The sequence below is a fragment of the Stenotrophomonas sp. genome (assembly GCF_031995405.1).
Classification (GTDB): Bacteria; Pseudomonadota; Gammaproteobacteria; order Xanthomonadales; family Xanthomonadaceae; genus Stenotrophomonas.
In genome coordinates this window covers 40,445-56,236 of the sequence record NZ_DAMAGC010000014.1, presented here as the reverse complement: position 1 = coordinate 56,236, position 15,792 = coordinate 40,445, and the positions used below count along the sequence as shown (strand labels likewise).

Genomic DNA, 15,792 nt, shown 5'->3' with positions numbered 1-15,792 from the left:
GGGGTACTGATGCAGGCAGACAGGGTGGCGAGGGCGGCGGCGGCGATGAGGGTGCGGTACATGGGGTGACTCCGGCAGGTTTTCCGGACTGCAGCGTGCCGCTGCACGCGTATGCAGCGGATGAAGCCTGCACGGCGCGCCCACATCGCGCTCACTTTGCGTGGCCGCGGGGTTGGCCACACTGCCTGTGCACTTGAACGCTTTCGCAAAGGAGCCACCGATGGCCACCCGCACGACCCGCAAACGCCCCGCTTCCGCCGCCGCCGAAAAGGCCGCCACGCCGCAGACCGAACGCACGCCGGTAGTGAAGACGGCCACCCGCAAGGCCGCCGCGAAGGATCCCCGCGCCGCCCGCGTGGCCGCGCGCCAGCGTCGCCTGCAGGACCAGGAGAAGGCCAAGGATGCGCGCGTTGCCAAGCAGGCGGCGAAGAAGGTCGCGGCGAAAAAAGCCACCAAAAAAGCCACCCAGGCCGGACCCCGCAAGCAACCGGAGACGATGCCGGCGCAGCAGCTCTCCAAGCCCGGCAACGAGCACGAACTGCAGCTGGCACCGCGCTTCCTGGCGCCGGATTACCGGGGCAGCGGCAAGCTGAAAGGCAAGCGCGCGATCATCACCGGCGCCGACTCGGGCATCGGCCGCGCGGTGGCGGTGCTGTTCGCCCGCGAGGGCGCCGACGTAGCCGTGCTGCACCTGGACGAAGCGGCCGATGCCAAGGTGACCCGCCAGCACGTGGAGGCCGAGGGCGGCCGCTGCGTGGTGATCGCCGGCGACGTGCGTGATCCGGCGTTCTGCAACAAGGCGGTCAAGCAGGTCGCCAAGGCCTTTGGCGGGATCGACATCCTGGTCAACAACGCGGCGTTCCAGCTGCACTGCGAGCGCCTGGAAGACCTGGAAGATGCGCATCTGCAGGAGACGCTGCAGACCAACATCGGCGGTTACATCCAGATGGCGCGCGCCGTGCTGCCGCACCTGCAGGAAGGCGACTGCATCATCAATACCGGTTCGGAAACCGGGCTGTTCGGCAGCAAGGCACTGATCGACTATTCGGCCACCAAGGGCGCCATCCATGCGTTTACCAAGGCGCTGGCCAGCCAGTTGCTGCCGCGCGGCATCCGGGTCAACGCGGTGGCGCCGGGGCCGGTGTGGACGCCGCTCAACCCGGCCGACAAGAAGCCCGACGATGTCGCTGAATTCGGCAAGGACAGCGACATGGGCCGCCCGGCGCAGCCGGAGGAGCTGTCTCCGGCGTACGTCTTCCTGGCCTCGCCAATCACTGCCAGCTACATCAGCGGGGTGATCCTGCCGGTGATGGGCGGTCCGCGCGGTTGAGCATGGCCGGATCGGTGTAGAAGGCGGCGATCGGGTCGATGAACTCCTGCGGGTTGGCCCCGACCAGGTTGGTCAGCACGATCACCGCCAGCCGGCGTTCGGGATACACGATGAATGCCGCACGCGCGCCACCCATGCCGCCCACCTGCTGGTCCGGTGCCGTGCCCATGATCGGCCAGCCGGCCGACCAAGCGCCGGGGCTACCGTTGTTCAGCACCTCCGGTGCCCACATCCGGCGCACACCGGCCTTCTTCAGCAGTTGGCCCTTGGACAACGCGATCATCCATCGGCCCACTTCGTCGGCGGTGGTGAGCATGCCGGCGCCGGCCCACAGGCCGGGTGACAGGTCGTAGAACCAGTGCGACAGGCGCGCCGGCGCATCGGGCGCGTCGGTCCTGCGCGGGAACCAGCTGTAGATGGTGGCGGCATTGGCGACCAGGTCGTAGCTGTCGCCGAAGGTGGTGCGCGGCATGCCCACCACGTTGAACTGATGCGTGGCCATGTACTGCGCGTACGGCATGCCCGATTGTCTGGCGATGATCCGCGCCAGCAGCACGTAGTTGGTCTGGTTGTAGCGGTGGCGCTCGCCGGGCGCGGCCTCCACCGGCAGGGCGGTGACCTGCTTCCAGGCCTCCTGTTCGGTACCGCCGCCGAGCAGGCCCTGCGCATCGAGGATGTCCGGCAGGCCGGAGGTATGCGCGAGCAGCTGGCGTACCCGCACCTTGCCCCACGCCGGCGGCAGATCATCGAGGTAGCGCGACACGGGTGCCTGCAGGTCGACGCGACCGGCCTGGGCGAGCTGGGCCATCGCCACCCCGGTGAAGGACTTGGTGGCCGAGTTGAGCGGGAAACGCGTATCGCGCGTGGTGGCGACGGCATTCTCGACATTGGCCACGCCGTAGGCCTCCGACAGCACCAGCTGGTCATCCTTGACCACCGCGATCTGCAGGCCGGGGATGCGCCTGGTCTGCATCGTTTCCTGGACGAACTGGCGGGTTTTCGCGTTGGCCGGGTCCCAGCCGGTGGACGGGGCGGCGAAGCACGTCAGGGGCACGACGAGTGCGGCGAGGACGGTGGCGCGGAGGGTGCGGAAACGCATGCAGCTTTCCTTGGGCGGGTGCACCGGGCGTCGGGCGCCGGTGGAGCGGGGACAGTCCGGGCTCGCAGGCTTGGATGCGGCGGCGGACGAGAAGGTTTAATCGGCGCGCTGGCGACCGTTCGTCGGCACACGCCCTCCGACACTTGACGACAGTTGTAGTCACTGGCACCGTGGCGACACGTGTAGTCATCGGAGAGCGTCATGCGCGGCAAGACCATCGGGGACCAGGAGCTGGCCCTGTTGCAGTACGTGGCAGAACAGGGCGGCGCCACCGTGGGTGAGGTGGCGGCCGGGTTTGGCGAGGAACGTGGCCTGGCCCGTTCGACCGTGCTGACCATGATGGAGCGCCTGCGCGGCAAGGCCTACCTGCAGCGCAAGCAGGTGCAGGGCGTGTACCGCTATGCCGCCACCAGTGGCCAGGACAGCGTGGTGCAGGGCGCGGTGGCCAGCTTCGTTGAGAAGACCCTGCAGGGCTCGGTGTCGCCCTTCGTGGCCTTCATGTCGCACAAGGCCGAGGTCAGCGACCAGGAGCTGGCCGAGCTGGAAGCCTTGGTGGCGCAGTTGCAATCACGCAAGCGGGAGGGCTGAGCCATGGACACGCTGATGATGGAACTGCTGGCACGGCTGGGCTGGACCAGCGTGCAGAGCGCGGTGCTGGTGGGCTTGGTCTGGGGCGTGTGCCGGCTGCTGCCGGGCCTGCCGGCCGCAACGTGCGTGCGCCTGTGGTGGCTGGTGGCCGCACAGGCCGTGCTGGGCCTGGTCTGGAGCAGTCCGCTGGAGTTGGCGGTGTTGCCGGCGCCCGCAACGCAGACCACGCAGGTGGTCGCGCTGCCGGCCATGGATGCCGCACTCGTGGCGCCTGCCGCACTGGAGACGGTTGCGATGGCCGCACCGGCCTCGGCGCTGTGGTCGTGGCCGGCACTGCTGCTGGCGGTGTGGGCGGCCGGTGTGCTGGTGCTGCTGTTGCACAGCCTGCGCGGGTATCGCCACAGCCGCGCACTGGTGCGCGACGCCGCCGAATGCACCGATGCCACGCTGCAGCAGGCGCTGCAACTGGCGGCTGAAGCGCATGGCCTGCGCCGCGCGCCGACGCTGAAGCTCTCCGCGCAGATCCGTTCGCCGCAGCTGATCGGGCCGTGGCGCCCGGTGCTGCTGCTGCCCGCCCGCGAACTGCCGACGATGGGCGCCGATGACCTGGACATGGCGCTGACCCATGAGCTGATCCATCTGCAGCGTCGCGACCTGTGGTGGGGCCTGCTGCCGGCACTGGCGCAGCACGTGTTCTTCTTCCATCCGCTGGTGCACCTGGCCGCCCGCGAATACGCATTGGCCCGTGAGGAAGCCTGCGATGGGGCGGTGGTGGCCGGACACGGACACTGCCGCCACGAGTACGGTCGGCTGCTGGTGCAGCTGGGCGTGGCGCCGCGTCCGGCGGTAGGCGTGGCCAGTGCTTCGCCGAACTTCCGCAGCCTCAAGCGGCGCCTGCTCAGCCTGCAGCAGACCCGCCGGTTCCCGCGCGTGGCGGCGCTGGCGATCACGGCGGTGTTCGTGTTGGTCGGCGTGGCGCCGCTGCGCCTGGTCGCGGCGGTCGCGCCGCCGCCGCCGCCCGCCCCGGTTGCGCCGCGCCTGCCCACGCCACCCGAGCCGTTGCCCGCGCCGGAGCCGATGGAGGCGCCGACCCCTGCGCCGGCGCCCAGGCCGATGCCCGCGCCGCGGCCCTTGCCTGCGCCGCATGCTCCGGCAGCACCGACCGCGCCAGCGGCACCGCAGGCACCGCAGCCGCCGCAGGCCCTGAACACGGACACCTCGTTCGTCACCCACGGCCAGCTCAACCTCTCACAGCAACCGGGGCAAGCCTTCGTGCTGATGAGCAACGGCGACAACCTGGTCAACGCCTCGCTCGCCGACCTCAAGCAGGCGCGGCGCGATGCGGGCAACAGCGAACCCGCGCTGTGGGTACGTCGTGGTCAGACGCGCTACCTGATCCGCGATCCGGCCGTGCTCAAGCAACTGGTCCGTACCCAGGCCGAGGTAGCCGCGCTGGGCAATGCGCAGGCCACGTTGGGCGATCTCCAGGCGGACATCGGTGAACACATGGCCAAGGTGTCGTTCCAGGTCGCCGCCGATGCGACGGCGTCGGTGGATGTGGCCGAAGTGGCCAACCAGGCCGCTCGTGAGGCCAACGTCGAGGGGGCCCGCGCCGCTGGCCGCGCCGCACGTCAGGCACGCATCGACGCGGGCCGGGCGCTCGACGCCCGTCAGATGGCAAGCGCGGCGCAGCAGCAGGCCGAATTCGGCAGGCAACAGGCAAAGCTGGCGCAGCAGCAGGCGGTGGCGTCGGCGCGTGCGGTGCGCGAAGTCCGCCTCGTCATCGACCAGGCCCTGTCCAGCGGCAAGGCACAGCGTATGGGCGAGTGAGCACGGCGGGCATCATGCTGCCTGCCGTGCGCAGGCAGCATGGCCACTTCAACCGCAGTTGGCGCGCACGATCCTGTTCTGTTCGTCCACCTCGATGCTGAGGCGGTCTTCGCGGAAGTCCATGGTCATCGCCATGCCCGGCTTGAGCACGCGCGCATGGCGCGCGCCGCTGTCCTTCACCGCTTTGCTGATCACCGCCTCGCTGGCGGTCTGCCCGACCAGTCCGGTCAACTTCTCGGCATCGCAGCGGCTGGCGCTGTCGGCGCCGGCGGCCATCGGTTCGGAGGTCGGCGCGTTGCTCTTCGGAGGTTGGCTGCAGGCGGCCAGGGGCAGGGCACAGCCAAGGGCAAGCAGGAGTGTCATACGCATGCGGCGTTCCTCACGGGCGGTAAGTAGCGGGCAGTGTGATGGGCCGCTGCTTCATGCGGTGTCAAAAGCACCCTCGATGGCCCGCTACCGTCTCACCCACCCTGCAACGCCAAGGTCTCCCGCTCGCGCTGTTCTTCGGCGACCAGCCGCAGCATCAGCAGCGACAGGGTGACCACGTCCTGGTGGTTGTGGTCGGCCACGCGCCGCAGGTTCACCGCGCTGCCGCCACGCAGGTAGTTCAACCACGCCGCAGGTGCTTCGGAGCCGGGCAGGTCGTCTTCGCGGACGATCTGCAGCAGCTGGCGTTCGATGGTGGCCAGGCGGCAGTTCTCCCAGGTGCCGCGATAGCGGCGACGGGTAGGGAACAGCAGGTCCACGTGGTCCAGCGGGGTGATCGGGCAGCGTTGCCGGGCCAGGCGGTAGCGGGTCTTCAGCAACGGGGCGTCGTAGCAGCGGCCGTTGTAGCTGGAGAACACGGTGCTGGGCTGCAGCCAGCCGGCGAACTCGCGCAGCATCGCGGTTTCGGCGGCCATGGTGGTCATCAGCAGCTGGCGGATGCGCAGGCCGTCGCCCTGTCCGGGATGGGCGTGCCAGTCGGCCGCGCCGATCATGAAGGCGCGGGTGCCGGTGCCGCCGGCCAGGCCGGTGGTCTCGGTGTCGAAGAACATCAGGTCCTGAGGCTGCACCTGTTCGCCCTCGCGTCTGGCGAACGCCAGCGACAACGCCCCGGTGGGTATGGGTTGGGGCAGGAACGATTCGATCAGGAACAGGCCCGGCGCGATTTCCTCGCCGGGGATGTGGCGGTCCTGTGCGTTTGCGCGCGGTTTGGCAGCGGTGGCTGCGGGCGCGGCGCGCCCGCGCAGGCCGAGCAGGCGATGCAGGCCGCCAACGTCGGGTTTGCGCAGGGCGGGCGCGGGCGCCTTCGCTGCCGGGACCGGCGCGGCCTCACCGGTGGGTTTGTGGCGGATTTCCTGCTCGACCCAGGCAAAGACGGAGGCCGGCGCGGGTTTGCGCGCGTGGGCGTCGTTGGCGGCGGCGGGGAGGGACCCGTCCGGTTGTCCGGGATGTACCGATGCACGGTCGGCAGCGACCGACGCGTCGCCGCCTTCCGCAAGCGGTTCACCGTTGGCCGCCACCCGACCATCGATCGGCGCCGGCGTGGCGTCGCCGGCCTGCCGGCGCAGCAGGCGCAGCTTGTCCAGGCTCAGGCTCACTGCGGCACCACCTCGGCGGTGTAGCGCTCGCGCTCGGCGGCGCTGGGCGATGCGTGGTCGTCGAACAGGTCCAGCACCTTCAGCGCCAGCGCCCGGGGCGTGGTGGCATCGTCTTCCTGGCCGGCCAGCACCGGGCCGACGCAGGCCGGGCAGCCGGCCTTGCAGTCGCAGCGCTGCACCAGTTCGCGCGCGCGCTGCAGCAGTTCGGCCTGGCGCAGCCACAGCGGTTCGCTCAGGCCGACGCCGCCGGGGAAGTTGTCGTACAGGTACACGGTGGGCACGAACTGCTGCTGCAGCTCGATCGGGCTGGCATCGAATTCGGCGCCGCGCAGCTGGCCACGGCCACTCTGGTCGGCCACCGCGAACCACGCGCCGTCGCCGTTGCCCACGGCCTTCTGCAGGTCGCGCGCGTCGGCCATCACCGCCACGGTGGCAACGATGTGCAGCGCGTAGGCCGCACCGAGGAAGCCATCCAGCGCTTCCTGCTTGCTGTCGAACGCGGTCAGCAGCAACGCCTGCGGCAACTGCCACCACACCGCCGTGGTGTGCAGTTCCTGGTCGGGCAGGTTGACCGGGCCGTAGCCGATGTTCTCGTGGGTGTAATAGCGGATTTTCTTGTAGCCGGCCACGCGCCGCACCACATGCACTTCGCCGTGGTGGGAATCGCCCCGGCCGGCGATGCAGCCGTCGAAGCGATCGAGCACCTTGAGCTTGGTGAAGTCGATGCTGTCGGTGTAGTAGTCAACGTGGGTGCGGGTGACGTAGGCCTTGCGGCCTTCCCAGTCCAGCCGCTCCACCTGGTAGGGGGTGGACTGCACCATGTGGATGGCGCCCTCGTACAACGTCAGCGCGGCGGCGGAATAGTCGACCTCGGCGATGATCTGCTGCTTGCCGTCGCTGCGGTCTACCACCACGAAGTTGCCATCGGCCACCGAGCGCAGGCTGACCGCGTTGGCCGGGTAGCTGTCGGCGATCCACTCCCAGCGGTCGCCTTCGCGGTGGATCACCTCGGTTTCGGCCAGCGCCTCCAGGAACACCAGCGGATCGATCGGGCCGAACGGGTCGCCGGCCAGGAACGGCAGCTCGAAGGCCGCGCAGCGGATGTGGTCGAACAGGATCAGCGGCTGGTCCGGGGCGATGCGCGCGTGTTCGGGCGAGGCCTCGGCGAAGAAGTCCGGATGGCGCACCACGTACTGGTCCAGCGGTTGCGAGCTGGCCACCATCACCCCCAGCGCGGGCTGCTGGCGACGCCCGGCGCGGCCGAAGCGCTGCCAGGTGGCCGCCACGCTGCCCGGATAGCCGTTCAGCACGACCACGTCCAAGCTGCCGATATCCACGCCCAGCTCCAGCGCCGAGGTGCTGACGATGCCGTCGATCAGCCCGGCGCGCATGGCGCGCTCGGTCTCGCGGCGCTCGGTGGGCAGGTAGCCGCCGCGGTAGGCGCGGATCCGCGCGGGCTTGCGCGGGTCGTGGTCGAAGATGTCCTTGAGGTACTTGGTGAGCACTTCGACCATCAGCCGGCTCTGCGCGAAGATCAGCGTTTTCAGCCCGGACTTGATCGCGATGCGGGCAATGCGGTTGCTCTGCGAACGGGCCGAGGCGCGCAGGCCGAGGTCGGCGTTGACCACCGGCGGGTTCCACAGCAGCACGTGCTTGGGCCCGCTGGGCGCGCCGGATTCGGTGATGGCGGTGACCGGCGCTTCGATCAGCGCCTGCGCATGTGCCTGCGGGTTGCCGATGGTGGCCGAGCACAGGATGAACTGCGGCTCCACCCCGTAGAACGCGCAGATCCGCTTGAGCCGGCGCAGCACGTTGGTGACATGGCTGCCAAACACGCCGCGGTAGGTGTGCACTTCGTCGATCACCACGTAGCGCAGGTTCTCGAAGAACTGCGCCCACTTGGTGTGATGCGGCAGGATCGCCTGGTGCAGCATGTCCGGGTTGGAGACCACGATGTCGCCGTGCAGGCGGATCGCCTGGCGCGCATCGCCGGGGGTATCGCCGTCGAAGGTGAAGGCCTTCACCCCCAGGTCGCCGGCGCGGTTGAGCTCGAGCAGCTCAGCCACCTGGTCCTGGGCCAGCGCCTTGGTCGGGAACAGGTACAGCGCCTTGGCCTTGCCCTGCATCGCCGCGCTCACCACCGGCAGGGTGTAGCACAGCGACTTGCCGCTGGCGGTGGGGGTGACGATGGCCACGTGTTCACCGCGCTGGGACGCCTCCCACGCCTCGGCCTGGTGGCTGTAGAGCTGCTCGATGCCGCGCGCCTTCAGCGCGGCGGTCAACGCGGCCGGCACATCGGCGGGAATCGGCGCATACCGGCCGTCGCGGCCGGGTATCGTGAAGCTGCCGGTGATGCGGTCGGCATAGCGCTGCTGCAGGCGTGCAGTGAGCAGCGCGCCGTTGCGCGAGGGCAGGCCATCGGTGGTGGACAGGCGGCGCTCGGCGTCTTCGGTGCGCTTGGCGAGTTCGTAGGCCATGGGGCAACGGTCTGCAAAGGACGCTATGGAATCACAGACCGGTCTCAATGCTTGAGACATCGCGGCGGCGGCGCGTGAATGATTCAGCGCCGCGGCGGTCGGATCAGTAGCGTTTGGCGCCCTTCACCGCGGCATCGATGGATTCCTGGATGCGCTTGATGTCGTTCTGCCCGGCGTCGACGTATTTCTCCACGCAGCGGAAGTGTTCCTTGACCTCGCGCTGGTAGCGGCTCTGGTCCGACGGCGAGTTGCCCGAACTCTTGCGGGGCGGTTCGCAGCGCGGCGCCGGGTAGCGGCTGCTGCTGAGGTTGCTCGGGCCCGACACCGCCCACGCGGCAGGGCTATGCAACATCGACGCGCTGGACACCAGCGCCATGGCTACCATCATTACGACACGCGACATGGGCGATCCTCCTGGAAAGTCGCAGTATAGGCACCCGCAGCACGCGCTCGAACAGGATCGCTGCCTGCCCACCCTTTCACCGGAGCCTGTCCGCGCATGATGCGTCTGCTTTTTCTCATTGCCCTGTCCACCCTGCCCGGCACCGCGCTGGCGCTCGACGCCGCCACTGACGGCACCTGCCGCAACGGTGCCTTCCCCGCCGAACAGAGCGACTTCGCCCTGGCCACGGTGAGCGGCGACACCCGGCTGTACCTGCTCGGCGACCTCGATGGCTGCCCGGCCAAGGGCGAGCCGGCTTGCCGCCAGCGCAGCTACGTGGTCGGCGGCGATACGCTGATCACCGGGCGCACGCTGGGCGGCTACCGCTGTGGGTTCTTCCCCAACAATGTCGGCGGCAGCGCCGGCTGGGTCGATGTGCGGCGCCTGCAGCCGCTGCCGGCCCGCGCCGCACCGACGCTACGCGACTGGGCCGGGCACTGGCACGATGGCGACAACACGCTGGATCTGGTGGTGCAGGATGGTCAGCTGGTGCTCACCGGTGAAGCCTTCTGGCCGTCGGCCAAGCCGACCGCGCAACGGCCCTACGGCCCGAACCTGGGCCAGATCGATGCCGTGGCGCGCCCGGTCGGCGCGGTGCTGGAGGCCATCGACAAGGACGACGCGTCATGCACCTTGCGGGCGCGTTGGCTGGGCGACTACCTGATCGTCACCGACAACAGCGAGTGCGGCGGCATGAACGTGCGCTTCAACGGGGTCTACCGCCGCGACAAGGGCCGCCGTTGAGCGCAGCTGAACCGCAGCCGCAGCGCCTCCACGAAATCTGACACCCGGCTCCGTATGCTTGGCCGCAGCACGCAACGGGCAGGGACATGGCGGTGGCACTGAGTGGATATCAAGCGGTAGCACTGGCCGGCCTGCTGGTCGCCGGCAGCGCGCACGCGCAGCAGCTGGAACCACCGCCGGCGCCGGCCGTGCCGCCGCCGACGGAGACGCCGTCGCAGGTCACCACGCTGGGCGAAGTGCGCGCGCTCAAGCCCGAGGACGATCAGCCGCTGGACCTGTACCGCTACAAGAGTCCGGTAAAGCTGGAATCCAACCGCTTCAGCCGCTCCTGGAGTGAACCGCCCTCACCTGAGCAGGTCAGCATGAGCGGCGGCTACCTGATGATGGGCATCAACTACGGGCTGGGAAAGGCCGCGCAGGGCCTGCACAAGCTCACCGGTGGCCCGGACCAGATCCAGTCCGCCGTGGCCCGCCCGCCACCGGAGTTGAGTGCCGAGCAGCAACGCCGCGCGCAGGAATTCTGTGCGCAGCAGGAGGATTGCGTGGTGCCGGCGGGGCGATAGCCGGTTCGCGCGCCAGGCAGATCAGGGAGTAGGCGAAACCGTACGCGGTCGCCAGCGCTCCAGCCACCACAGCAGCCCGGCCACCAGCACGAACGCCAGCAGCCAGGGCCAGCGCGCGCCGGGGGCATCCACCGTGCCCGATACCGCACTGCCCGATGCATCGCGCACCAGCAGGGCATTTGCTTCGCGTTGCTGCTGGCGGTACAGCGCCGGCGCGCTGGCTGGATCGAACACGTAGAACGCCTGCGCGAGGTCGCCCTGCTGCAGCGGGTGCCAGCCGGCCTGCTGCGGCCAGTAGCCGGCGCAGCGCCCGGTGCCGCTGGCCGGGTCGACACGCAGCGGTACCGCGACGCCTGCCGGACTGCGCACCTGGGTTTCGGCGGCCACATTGCATAGCACCACCCGTTCGCCCGCCCACGGCGTGGGCGTATCGATACGCACGTGGGCAGCATTCGGCAGCGGTCGCGCCACGCTGGCCAGTACACCGCTCCACAGTTCGGCATGGCGGTCGTCGCGCCCGGACAGCACCAGCCGGTAGCTGTCGCTGACCGGCAGCAGCGCCAGGCGACCCTTGCCCACGCTGCGCCAGCCGCCGACCGCTTGGCCCTTGGCGTCGCGCAGCAGCGCGGTGGCGTCGGTGGCGCGCAGCGGGAACTGCTCCAGCACCGGCACGGCGGCAGCATGCGAGGCGGTATCGGCCTCATCGATGTAGGTCGTTGCCTGCGTCGCCGGTCGCTGCGGGCCGCGACGTGCCTGCAGCAGCGCTGCATCGGCATCGGCGGTCAGCTGCAGCGGCGTGCCTTGGTTGTTGCCGGTTACGGGCAGGCCCCATCCACGCAACACCTGGCGTGCACCGTCGCCAAGCGGCCCGCCGGTGCGCACCAGCACGCCCAGGCCCTCGCGCAGCGCCTGCTGCACGGTGCTGCGCTGGCCGACGCCGAGGGTGAGGAGGCTGCGTTCATCGAGGATCAGCACGTCGGTGGCCGCCAGCCGCGCGGCGGTGAGCGCGACGGGAGCATCGCCGAGCGAGACGCCGCCGCCGGCACTGGCCTGGGCCTGCACGTCCAGCCCGGTATCCACCGCCCAGCGGCGCAGGTATTTCAGTTCCGGGCCGGGTGCGCCGGCGAGGATCAGCACGCGGGGTGCAGGTTGGTCGAGCGTCTGCACCGGCACCGGCACGCTGTCCACCGCATGGCGGTTGGCATCGAGCAGGCGCAGGTTGAAGATGACGCGGCCGCTGGCCCGCGCCACGCCCTCCAGAACGACACTGCCGTCGCTGCCGAGCGTGCCACGATCGACCACGACCCCGGCCGGATCGAGCAGTTCGGCGCTGGCATCGGGCACCCCCTGTGCACGCGCATGCAGCTGGAACACGCTGCCCGGCGTGGTGATGGGGGGCGCCTGCAACGCACTCCAGCCGCGCGGTGGCGGCGGCTGCAGCAGGTGCACCTGGCCGGGCAGGGTGATGTCGCGGTCGCGCGCCGGCAGGCCATCGCCGATCACGCGCAGCGACCGCGTGCCCGGATGCAGGCGCAGCGCGGTGGCGAGGTCGGGGACGGCGGTCGCGGTGGATCGCGCGGCTTCCGGCAGGGCGACGACGGTGTCGCCGCTGGCAGCTGACCACTGCACCTTGTCCGCACCGGCAGTCAGCACGGTCAGCTGGTCGGCGCGCGCCTGCGTAAGCGGCGGTACCAGGGTGACGTACAGCAGGACACTGACAGCGATCTGCAGCACCAGCAACGCGGCCAGGTGCAGCGCGTTGCGACGTGGGCCGCGTCGCTGCTGCCAGAGCAGGCGCGCGCTGCCGATCAGCGTGATGGCCACCAAGGCCAGTGCGATCCAGCGTGGCTCGATCATCGCGCGCCCTCCAGGGCATCCAGGTACGACTGCCCCATCCGATCCGGCGCGGCACGCCGCAGCACCTGCGGCGATGGGCGCAGCAATGCGCGCCACAGCTGCGCACGCAGGGTCTGCCGGCAGGCGCTGCAGTCCGGGGCGATGCGCAGTTCTTCGATCGCCGCTGCCAGGCTGAGCGGGTCGGGCAGGCGCGCTTCATTGCGGCGCAGCCAGTGGGTCAGTGCGTCCAGATCGGGCACGGCGTCGGTCGCGCCCAGTTGCTGCCATACCGCCACGATGGCGCTATCCGGTGCGTCCAGTGCACGGATCGGCAGCGTGCGGCTGGCGAGATCGGCGCGGTCGCCGCGCATGCGTCGGCCTTCGTCGATCGGCGGCAGTTCCGGGCCGACCCGCGCCAGGTAGATGCGCTCGGCCTGCTGGACCTGCTTGATGAAAGCCAGCGCCTTGTTGGCATAGGGCAGCGCGGCCTCCGGACGGCCCTGGCGCAGCTCGCCTTCGGAAGACCACATCTGGTCCAGCGCGGCTTTCAGGGTGGCACGGGTCTGTGGGTCGAGCAGGGTGGCGGCTTCGGCGTGATCATGGGTGTGGCCATACTCGGACAGCACATCGGTGGCACTGCCGAACACCGGCGGGCTACCGCTCTGGGCGCCGCCGTGGTCATGTGCGTCCTGGCCGGTCTGGGCGTGATCGTCGCCACCGGCCTTGTCGCCATCGTGATCGTGATCGGCCGGTGCATCGCTGGTCGGCAGCGCATCACTCGTGGGCAGCGCCTTCGCACCGCCTTCGCTCTCCTCGCCCAGGAACTGGCCGTAGCGCAGGCGCAGGATGCGCTGGTCCACGCCGATCGCGTCGGCGCGCTTGATGAATTCTTCCGGGGGCAACTGCCGGCGCAGTTGGATCAGCGCTTCGGCGTCGATGATGATCTGGCGCTGGCTGCGGAAGTACGCCGGCAGGGTCTTCTTGACCATGCCCTCCAGTTCGGCCCCCTGCACCTGCTCGGCGCTGGGCAGGCGCAGGATCAGGCTGGTGCTCTGCGCGCTCTGCGGCGTGGGAACGTGGTTGTCGCGCACCTGCAACTGCGCGATCAGATCGTTGCCCGGCGCCGCGCCGAGCGCGGCCAGGTCCAGCGTGCGTGCGAAGCGGCGCAGCGTCGGTGCACCACTGCCCGACAACGTCAGCGTCTGCTCGCGGAAGGTGATGTTCTCGCCGCTGCCCTGGGCCAGGGTGATCTTCAGCCGGGCATCGGCGGCGACGCCGTAGTCGTCGCTCGCCTCGAACTGCAGGGCCCACTGGCGCTGTCCCGGCGTGCCCAGCACCAGCGTACGGTCCGGGACGATCACGCGCACGCTCGGTGGCCGGTCGGGCTGCACATCCAGGCGGTACAGGCGCGGTTCGCGCAGCGCCGGTTCGGTAACCACGCGGTACAGCGCGGCGCGGTCGGCGTTCCAGGTGCCGGTCCATTCCTCGCCGTTGCGTACCAGCGCCATGCGTCGGCCATCGTGGAACTGCAGGGCGACCTGTGTGGGTTGCGCGGAAAAGCGCAGCGACCACTGCAGCCGGCTGCCCTGCGCGACCTTGGCATCCAGCGTGCTCTGCACGCGCGCTGGCTGGCCCGTGTAGGCCGGGGCCGTGATCGCCAGGCGCGCGGAGTGCAGGCGCGGCGGCAGTGCCGCGGTAGCGGCCGCTGGCGCTGACACGGACGGCATCACGCTGCCGCCGCCACTGCGCGGCCAGCCCAACGCCAGTGCGATTACCACCAGTCCCAGCACCCACGTCACCGCCAGCCAGCGCCGTGGCCAGCGCGGTCGCAGCTCGGGTGGGGCCGCCTGCAGCGCGGCGGTGACCCGCGCCTGCTGGCGCTGCTGCAACGGGTTGAGCGTGGCCGCATCGGCCAACAGCAGGTCCGCGCTGTCCTGGACGACGCGATGGGTATCGAGCCGGCGCACCAGCCACTGCCGGTCCAGCTGGCGAGTGCGCCAGGTGGCGAGCGCCACGCTGGCCAGCAGGGTGACCAGCAGCACCATCGTGGCGATGTCGAAGCCGCCCAGGCGCAAGGCCAGCGCGGTGGCGGCCAGCGCCAGCGGCAGCGCGACCAGCAGCGTGGCCCACCACTGGCGCCGTCGCGCGCGCTGCCAGCTGCGCTGCAGCAGGGGGCTCATGCCTGCGCCCCGCGACGTGCCGAGGTTGCCAGCCAGCGTTCCAGCGCGAACAGCAGCACGATCAGGCCGAGCAGCCACGGCGCGAGGTCCAGTGGGTGCGGTGTGGGTGCGTGCGCACCGGTCAACGGTGCATGTGCGGTGGCGGCCACCCACTGCGGCGCGGCGGGGGGGCGTGCAAGGGCGAGCAGCTGCCGCGGGAAGGTCGGGTCCTCCAGGATCGGCAACGCAGACGGGGCCAGCGCGGCGTGCAAGCGCAACAGCCGACCGCTGCCGACGCGGCGCTCGCTGATGGCCGCCTGTCCCTGCGCATCGCGCAGCACCACCGTTTCGGCAGCCGCGCGCGCTCCGGGCAGGGTGACCAGCAGCGTGCCGCCACTTTCCAACCATGCCTGCCACGTTGGCGGCAACGGCGCGGCGGACAACCACACGCCGATCTCACCATCGATCGGCGCCGCGTCCGTGGCGGTCGCCAGGGGTTGGCCGGACCACGCGCGCTGCACCGCATTGAGGACGCGCCGGGCCGATGCATCGGCCGCTCCGCTAAGGCGCAGTCGCGGCGCACTGCCGGACGCGTCCGGCGCGGCCGGCACCGTGCCTGCGATGGGGCGCCACTGCACCGGGCGCGACAGGCGCGGGCGCTGGGCATCCGCGCCTGGCATCGGGTCGGGGACGTAGACGGTCAGCGGTGCGCCGGCCGGCAGGTGCTGGTCCAGTTCACGGAGCAGGCTGGCCAGGGGCTGGGCGGCACGCGGCGCCGGCGTATCAATCGACGCAAAACCGGGCGCCAGCCAGCGCCAGTCCGCGTCGGGCTGCTGCGCGCGCAATGCGACGGCATCCAGTCCAGGCGCCACGGCGATCACCGCGCGGGTATCGGGCGCACTGCCCTGCAGCATCGGTCGCGCCAGCAGCAGGGCCAGCGCGGCCAGCAACAGCAGGCGCACCAGCAGCAGCGGCCATTCGTCGAAACGGATGCGCTGCCGCGGCCGTATCTTTGCGCGCAGCCAGCGCAGCGCGGCGAAATCCAACGGCGCGTACTGATGACGGCGGGCCAGGTGCACCAGCAGCGGCACCAGCCACGCGCCCAACGCCAGCAGACCCAGCGGGAACAGCAGCGCCAGGC

Annotated in this window: 13 protein-coding genes; 5 read left to right on the top strand and 8 right to left on the bottom strand. The window is 70.5% G+C overall.

The features are described 5' to 3' along the window. The first annotated feature begins 220 nt into the window (after positions 1-220). Positions 221-1,330: an SDR family oxidoreductase gene (locus RTO53_RS04210; RefSeq protein WP_312236624.1), complete on the top strand. Its 1,110-nt coding sequence runs from the start codon at positions 221-223 to the stop codon at positions 1,328-1,330. Here RTO53_RS04210 and RTO53_RS04205 read toward each other — a convergent pair. Further along, complete coding sequence (locus RTO53_RS04205) at positions 1,287-2,429, bottom strand: serine hydrolase domain-containing protein (RefSeq protein ID WP_312236623.1); 1,143 nt, start codon at positions 2,427-2,429, stop codon at positions 1,287-1,289. The two genes, RTO53_RS04210 and RTO53_RS04205, sit on opposite strands and share 44 nt — an antisense overlap. A 201-nt stretch (positions 2,430-2,630) precedes the next feature. Here RTO53_RS04205 and RTO53_RS04200 point away from each other — a divergent pair, with 201 nt between their 5' ends. Continuing rightward, a complete protein-coding gene (locus RTO53_RS04200; protein WP_038691382.1) occupies positions 2,631-3,017 on the top strand; it encodes a BlaI/MecI/CopY family transcriptional regulator in 387 nt (128 codons plus the stop codon). A gap of 3 nt (positions 3,018-3,020) precedes the next feature. Continuing rightward, a complete protein-coding gene (locus RTO53_RS04195; RefSeq protein WP_312236622.1) occupies positions 3,021-4,847 on the top strand; it encodes a M56 family metallopeptidase in 1,827 nt (608 codons plus the stop codon). A 48-nt stretch (positions 4,848-4,895) separates the two neighbouring features. Here RTO53_RS04195 and RTO53_RS04190 read toward each other — a convergent pair whose 3' ends face one another. The 4 genes from RTO53_RS04190 to RTO53_RS04175 form a co-directional block, all read right to left on the bottom strand. Next, on the bottom strand, positions 4,896-5,216 hold the full coding sequence (locus tag RTO53_RS04190; protein WP_312236621.1) for an I78 family peptidase inhibitor: 321 nt from the start codon (positions 5,214-5,216) through the stop codon (positions 4,896-4,898). Positions 5,217-5,308: 92 nt separating this feature from the next. Continuing rightward, complete coding sequence (locus tag RTO53_RS04185) at positions 5,309-6,430, bottom strand: ribonuclease H-like domain-containing protein (RefSeq protein WP_312236620.1); 1,122 nt, start codon at positions 6,428-6,430, stop codon at positions 5,309-5,311. Next, complete coding sequence (locus RTO53_RS04180) at positions 6,427-8,907, bottom strand: DEAD/DEAH box helicase (protein ID WP_312236619.1); 2,481 nt, start codon at positions 8,905-8,907, stop codon at positions 6,427-6,429. The genes RTO53_RS04185 and RTO53_RS04180 overlap by 4 nt, the downstream gene beginning before the upstream one ends. A 103-nt stretch (positions 8,908-9,010) precedes the next feature. Beyond that, positions 9,011-9,310 (bottom strand): hypothetical protein, encoded by a 300-nt coding sequence (locus RTO53_RS04175; RefSeq protein ID WP_312236618.1) that lies wholly within the window; start codon positions 9,308-9,310, stop codon positions 9,011-9,013. A gap of 96 nt (positions 9,311-9,406) precedes the next feature. On the opposite strand from RTO53_RS04175, the gene RTO53_RS04170 reads away from it, so the two are divergent. Beyond that, positions 9,407-10,093, top strand: coding sequence for a hypothetical protein (locus RTO53_RS04170; protein WP_312236617.1), 687 nt, complete (start codon positions 9,407-9,409; stop codon positions 10,091-10,093). Positions 10,094-10,179: 86 nt separating this feature from the next. Next, positions 10,180-10,656 (top strand): hypothetical protein, encoded by a 477-nt coding sequence (locus RTO53_RS04165; RefSeq protein ID WP_312236616.1) that lies wholly within the window; start codon positions 10,180-10,182, stop codon positions 10,654-10,656. A 21-nt stretch (positions 10,657-10,677) separates the two neighbouring features. Here the strand turns inward: RTO53_RS04165 and RTO53_RS04160 are convergent, their stop codons facing one another. Genes RTO53_RS04160 through RTO53_RS04150 form a run of 3 tightly spaced genes read right to left on the bottom strand, consistent with a single transcriptional unit; the run spans position 10,678 to position 15,790 of the window. After that, a complete protein-coding gene (locus tag RTO53_RS04160; RefSeq protein ID WP_312236615.1) occupies positions 10,678-12,513 on the bottom strand; it encodes a hypothetical protein in 1,836 nt (611 codons plus the stop codon). Further along, the gene (locus RTO53_RS04155) at positions 12,510-14,672 is read right to left on the bottom strand and encodes a hypothetical protein (RefSeq protein WP_312236614.1); all 2,163 of its coding nucleotides are present in this window, start codon (positions 14,670-14,672) and stop codon (positions 12,510-12,512) included. The genes RTO53_RS04160 and RTO53_RS04155 overlap by 4 nt, the downstream gene beginning before the upstream one ends. After that, positions 14,669-15,790 (bottom strand): BatA domain-containing protein, encoded by a 1,122-nt coding sequence (locus RTO53_RS04150; protein WP_312236626.1) that lies wholly within the window; start codon positions 15,788-15,790, stop codon positions 14,669-14,671. The genes RTO53_RS04155 and RTO53_RS04150 overlap by 4 nt, the downstream gene beginning before the upstream one ends. Between the last annotated feature and the right edge of the window lie 2 nt (positions 15,791-15,792).

Bases quoted from the DNA above. Each gene is read 5' to 3' on its own strand.
- RTO53_RS04160 (WP_312236615.1), bottom strand. From the start codon at position 12,513: ATGATCGAGCCACGCTGGATCGCACTGGCCTTGGTGGCCATCACGCTG.
- RTO53_RS04155 (WP_312236614.1), bottom strand. From the start codon at position 14,672: ATGAGCCCCCTGCTGCAGCGCAGCTGGCAGCGCGCGCGACGGCGCCAG.
- RTO53_RS04180 (WP_312236619.1), bottom strand. From the start codon at position 8,907: ATGGCCTACGAACTCGCCAAGCGCACCGAAGACGCCGAGCGCCGCCTG.
- RTO53_RS04170 (WP_312236617.1), top strand. From the start codon at position 9,407: ATGATGCGTCTGCTTTTTCTCATTGCCCTGTCCACCCTGCCCGGCACC.
- RTO53_RS04200 (WP_038691382.1), top strand. From the start codon at position 2,631: ATGCGCGGCAAGACCATCGGGGACCAGGAGCTGGCCCTGTTGCAGTAC.
- RTO53_RS04165 (WP_312236616.1), top strand. From the start codon at position 10,180: ATGGCGGTGGCACTGAGTGGATATCAAGCGGTAGCACTGGCCGGCCTG.
- RTO53_RS04190 (WP_312236621.1), bottom strand. From the start codon at position 5,216: ATGCGTATGACACTCCTGCTTGCCCTTGGCTGTGCCCTGCCCCTGGCC.
- RTO53_RS04175 (WP_312236618.1), bottom strand. From the start codon at position 9,310: ATGTCGCGTGTCGTAATGATGGTAGCCATGGCGCTGGTGTCCAGCGCG.
- RTO53_RS04210 (WP_312236624.1), top strand. From the start codon at position 221: ATGGCCACCCGCACGACCCGCAAACGCCCCGCTTCCGCCGCCGCCGAA.
- RTO53_RS04195 (WP_312236622.1), top strand. From the start codon at position 3,021: ATGGACACGCTGATGATGGAACTGCTGGCACGGCTGGGCTGGACCAGC.
- RTO53_RS04205 (WP_312236623.1), bottom strand. From the start codon at position 2,429: ATGCGTTTCCGCACCCTCCGCGCCACCGTCCTCGCCGCACTCGTCGTG.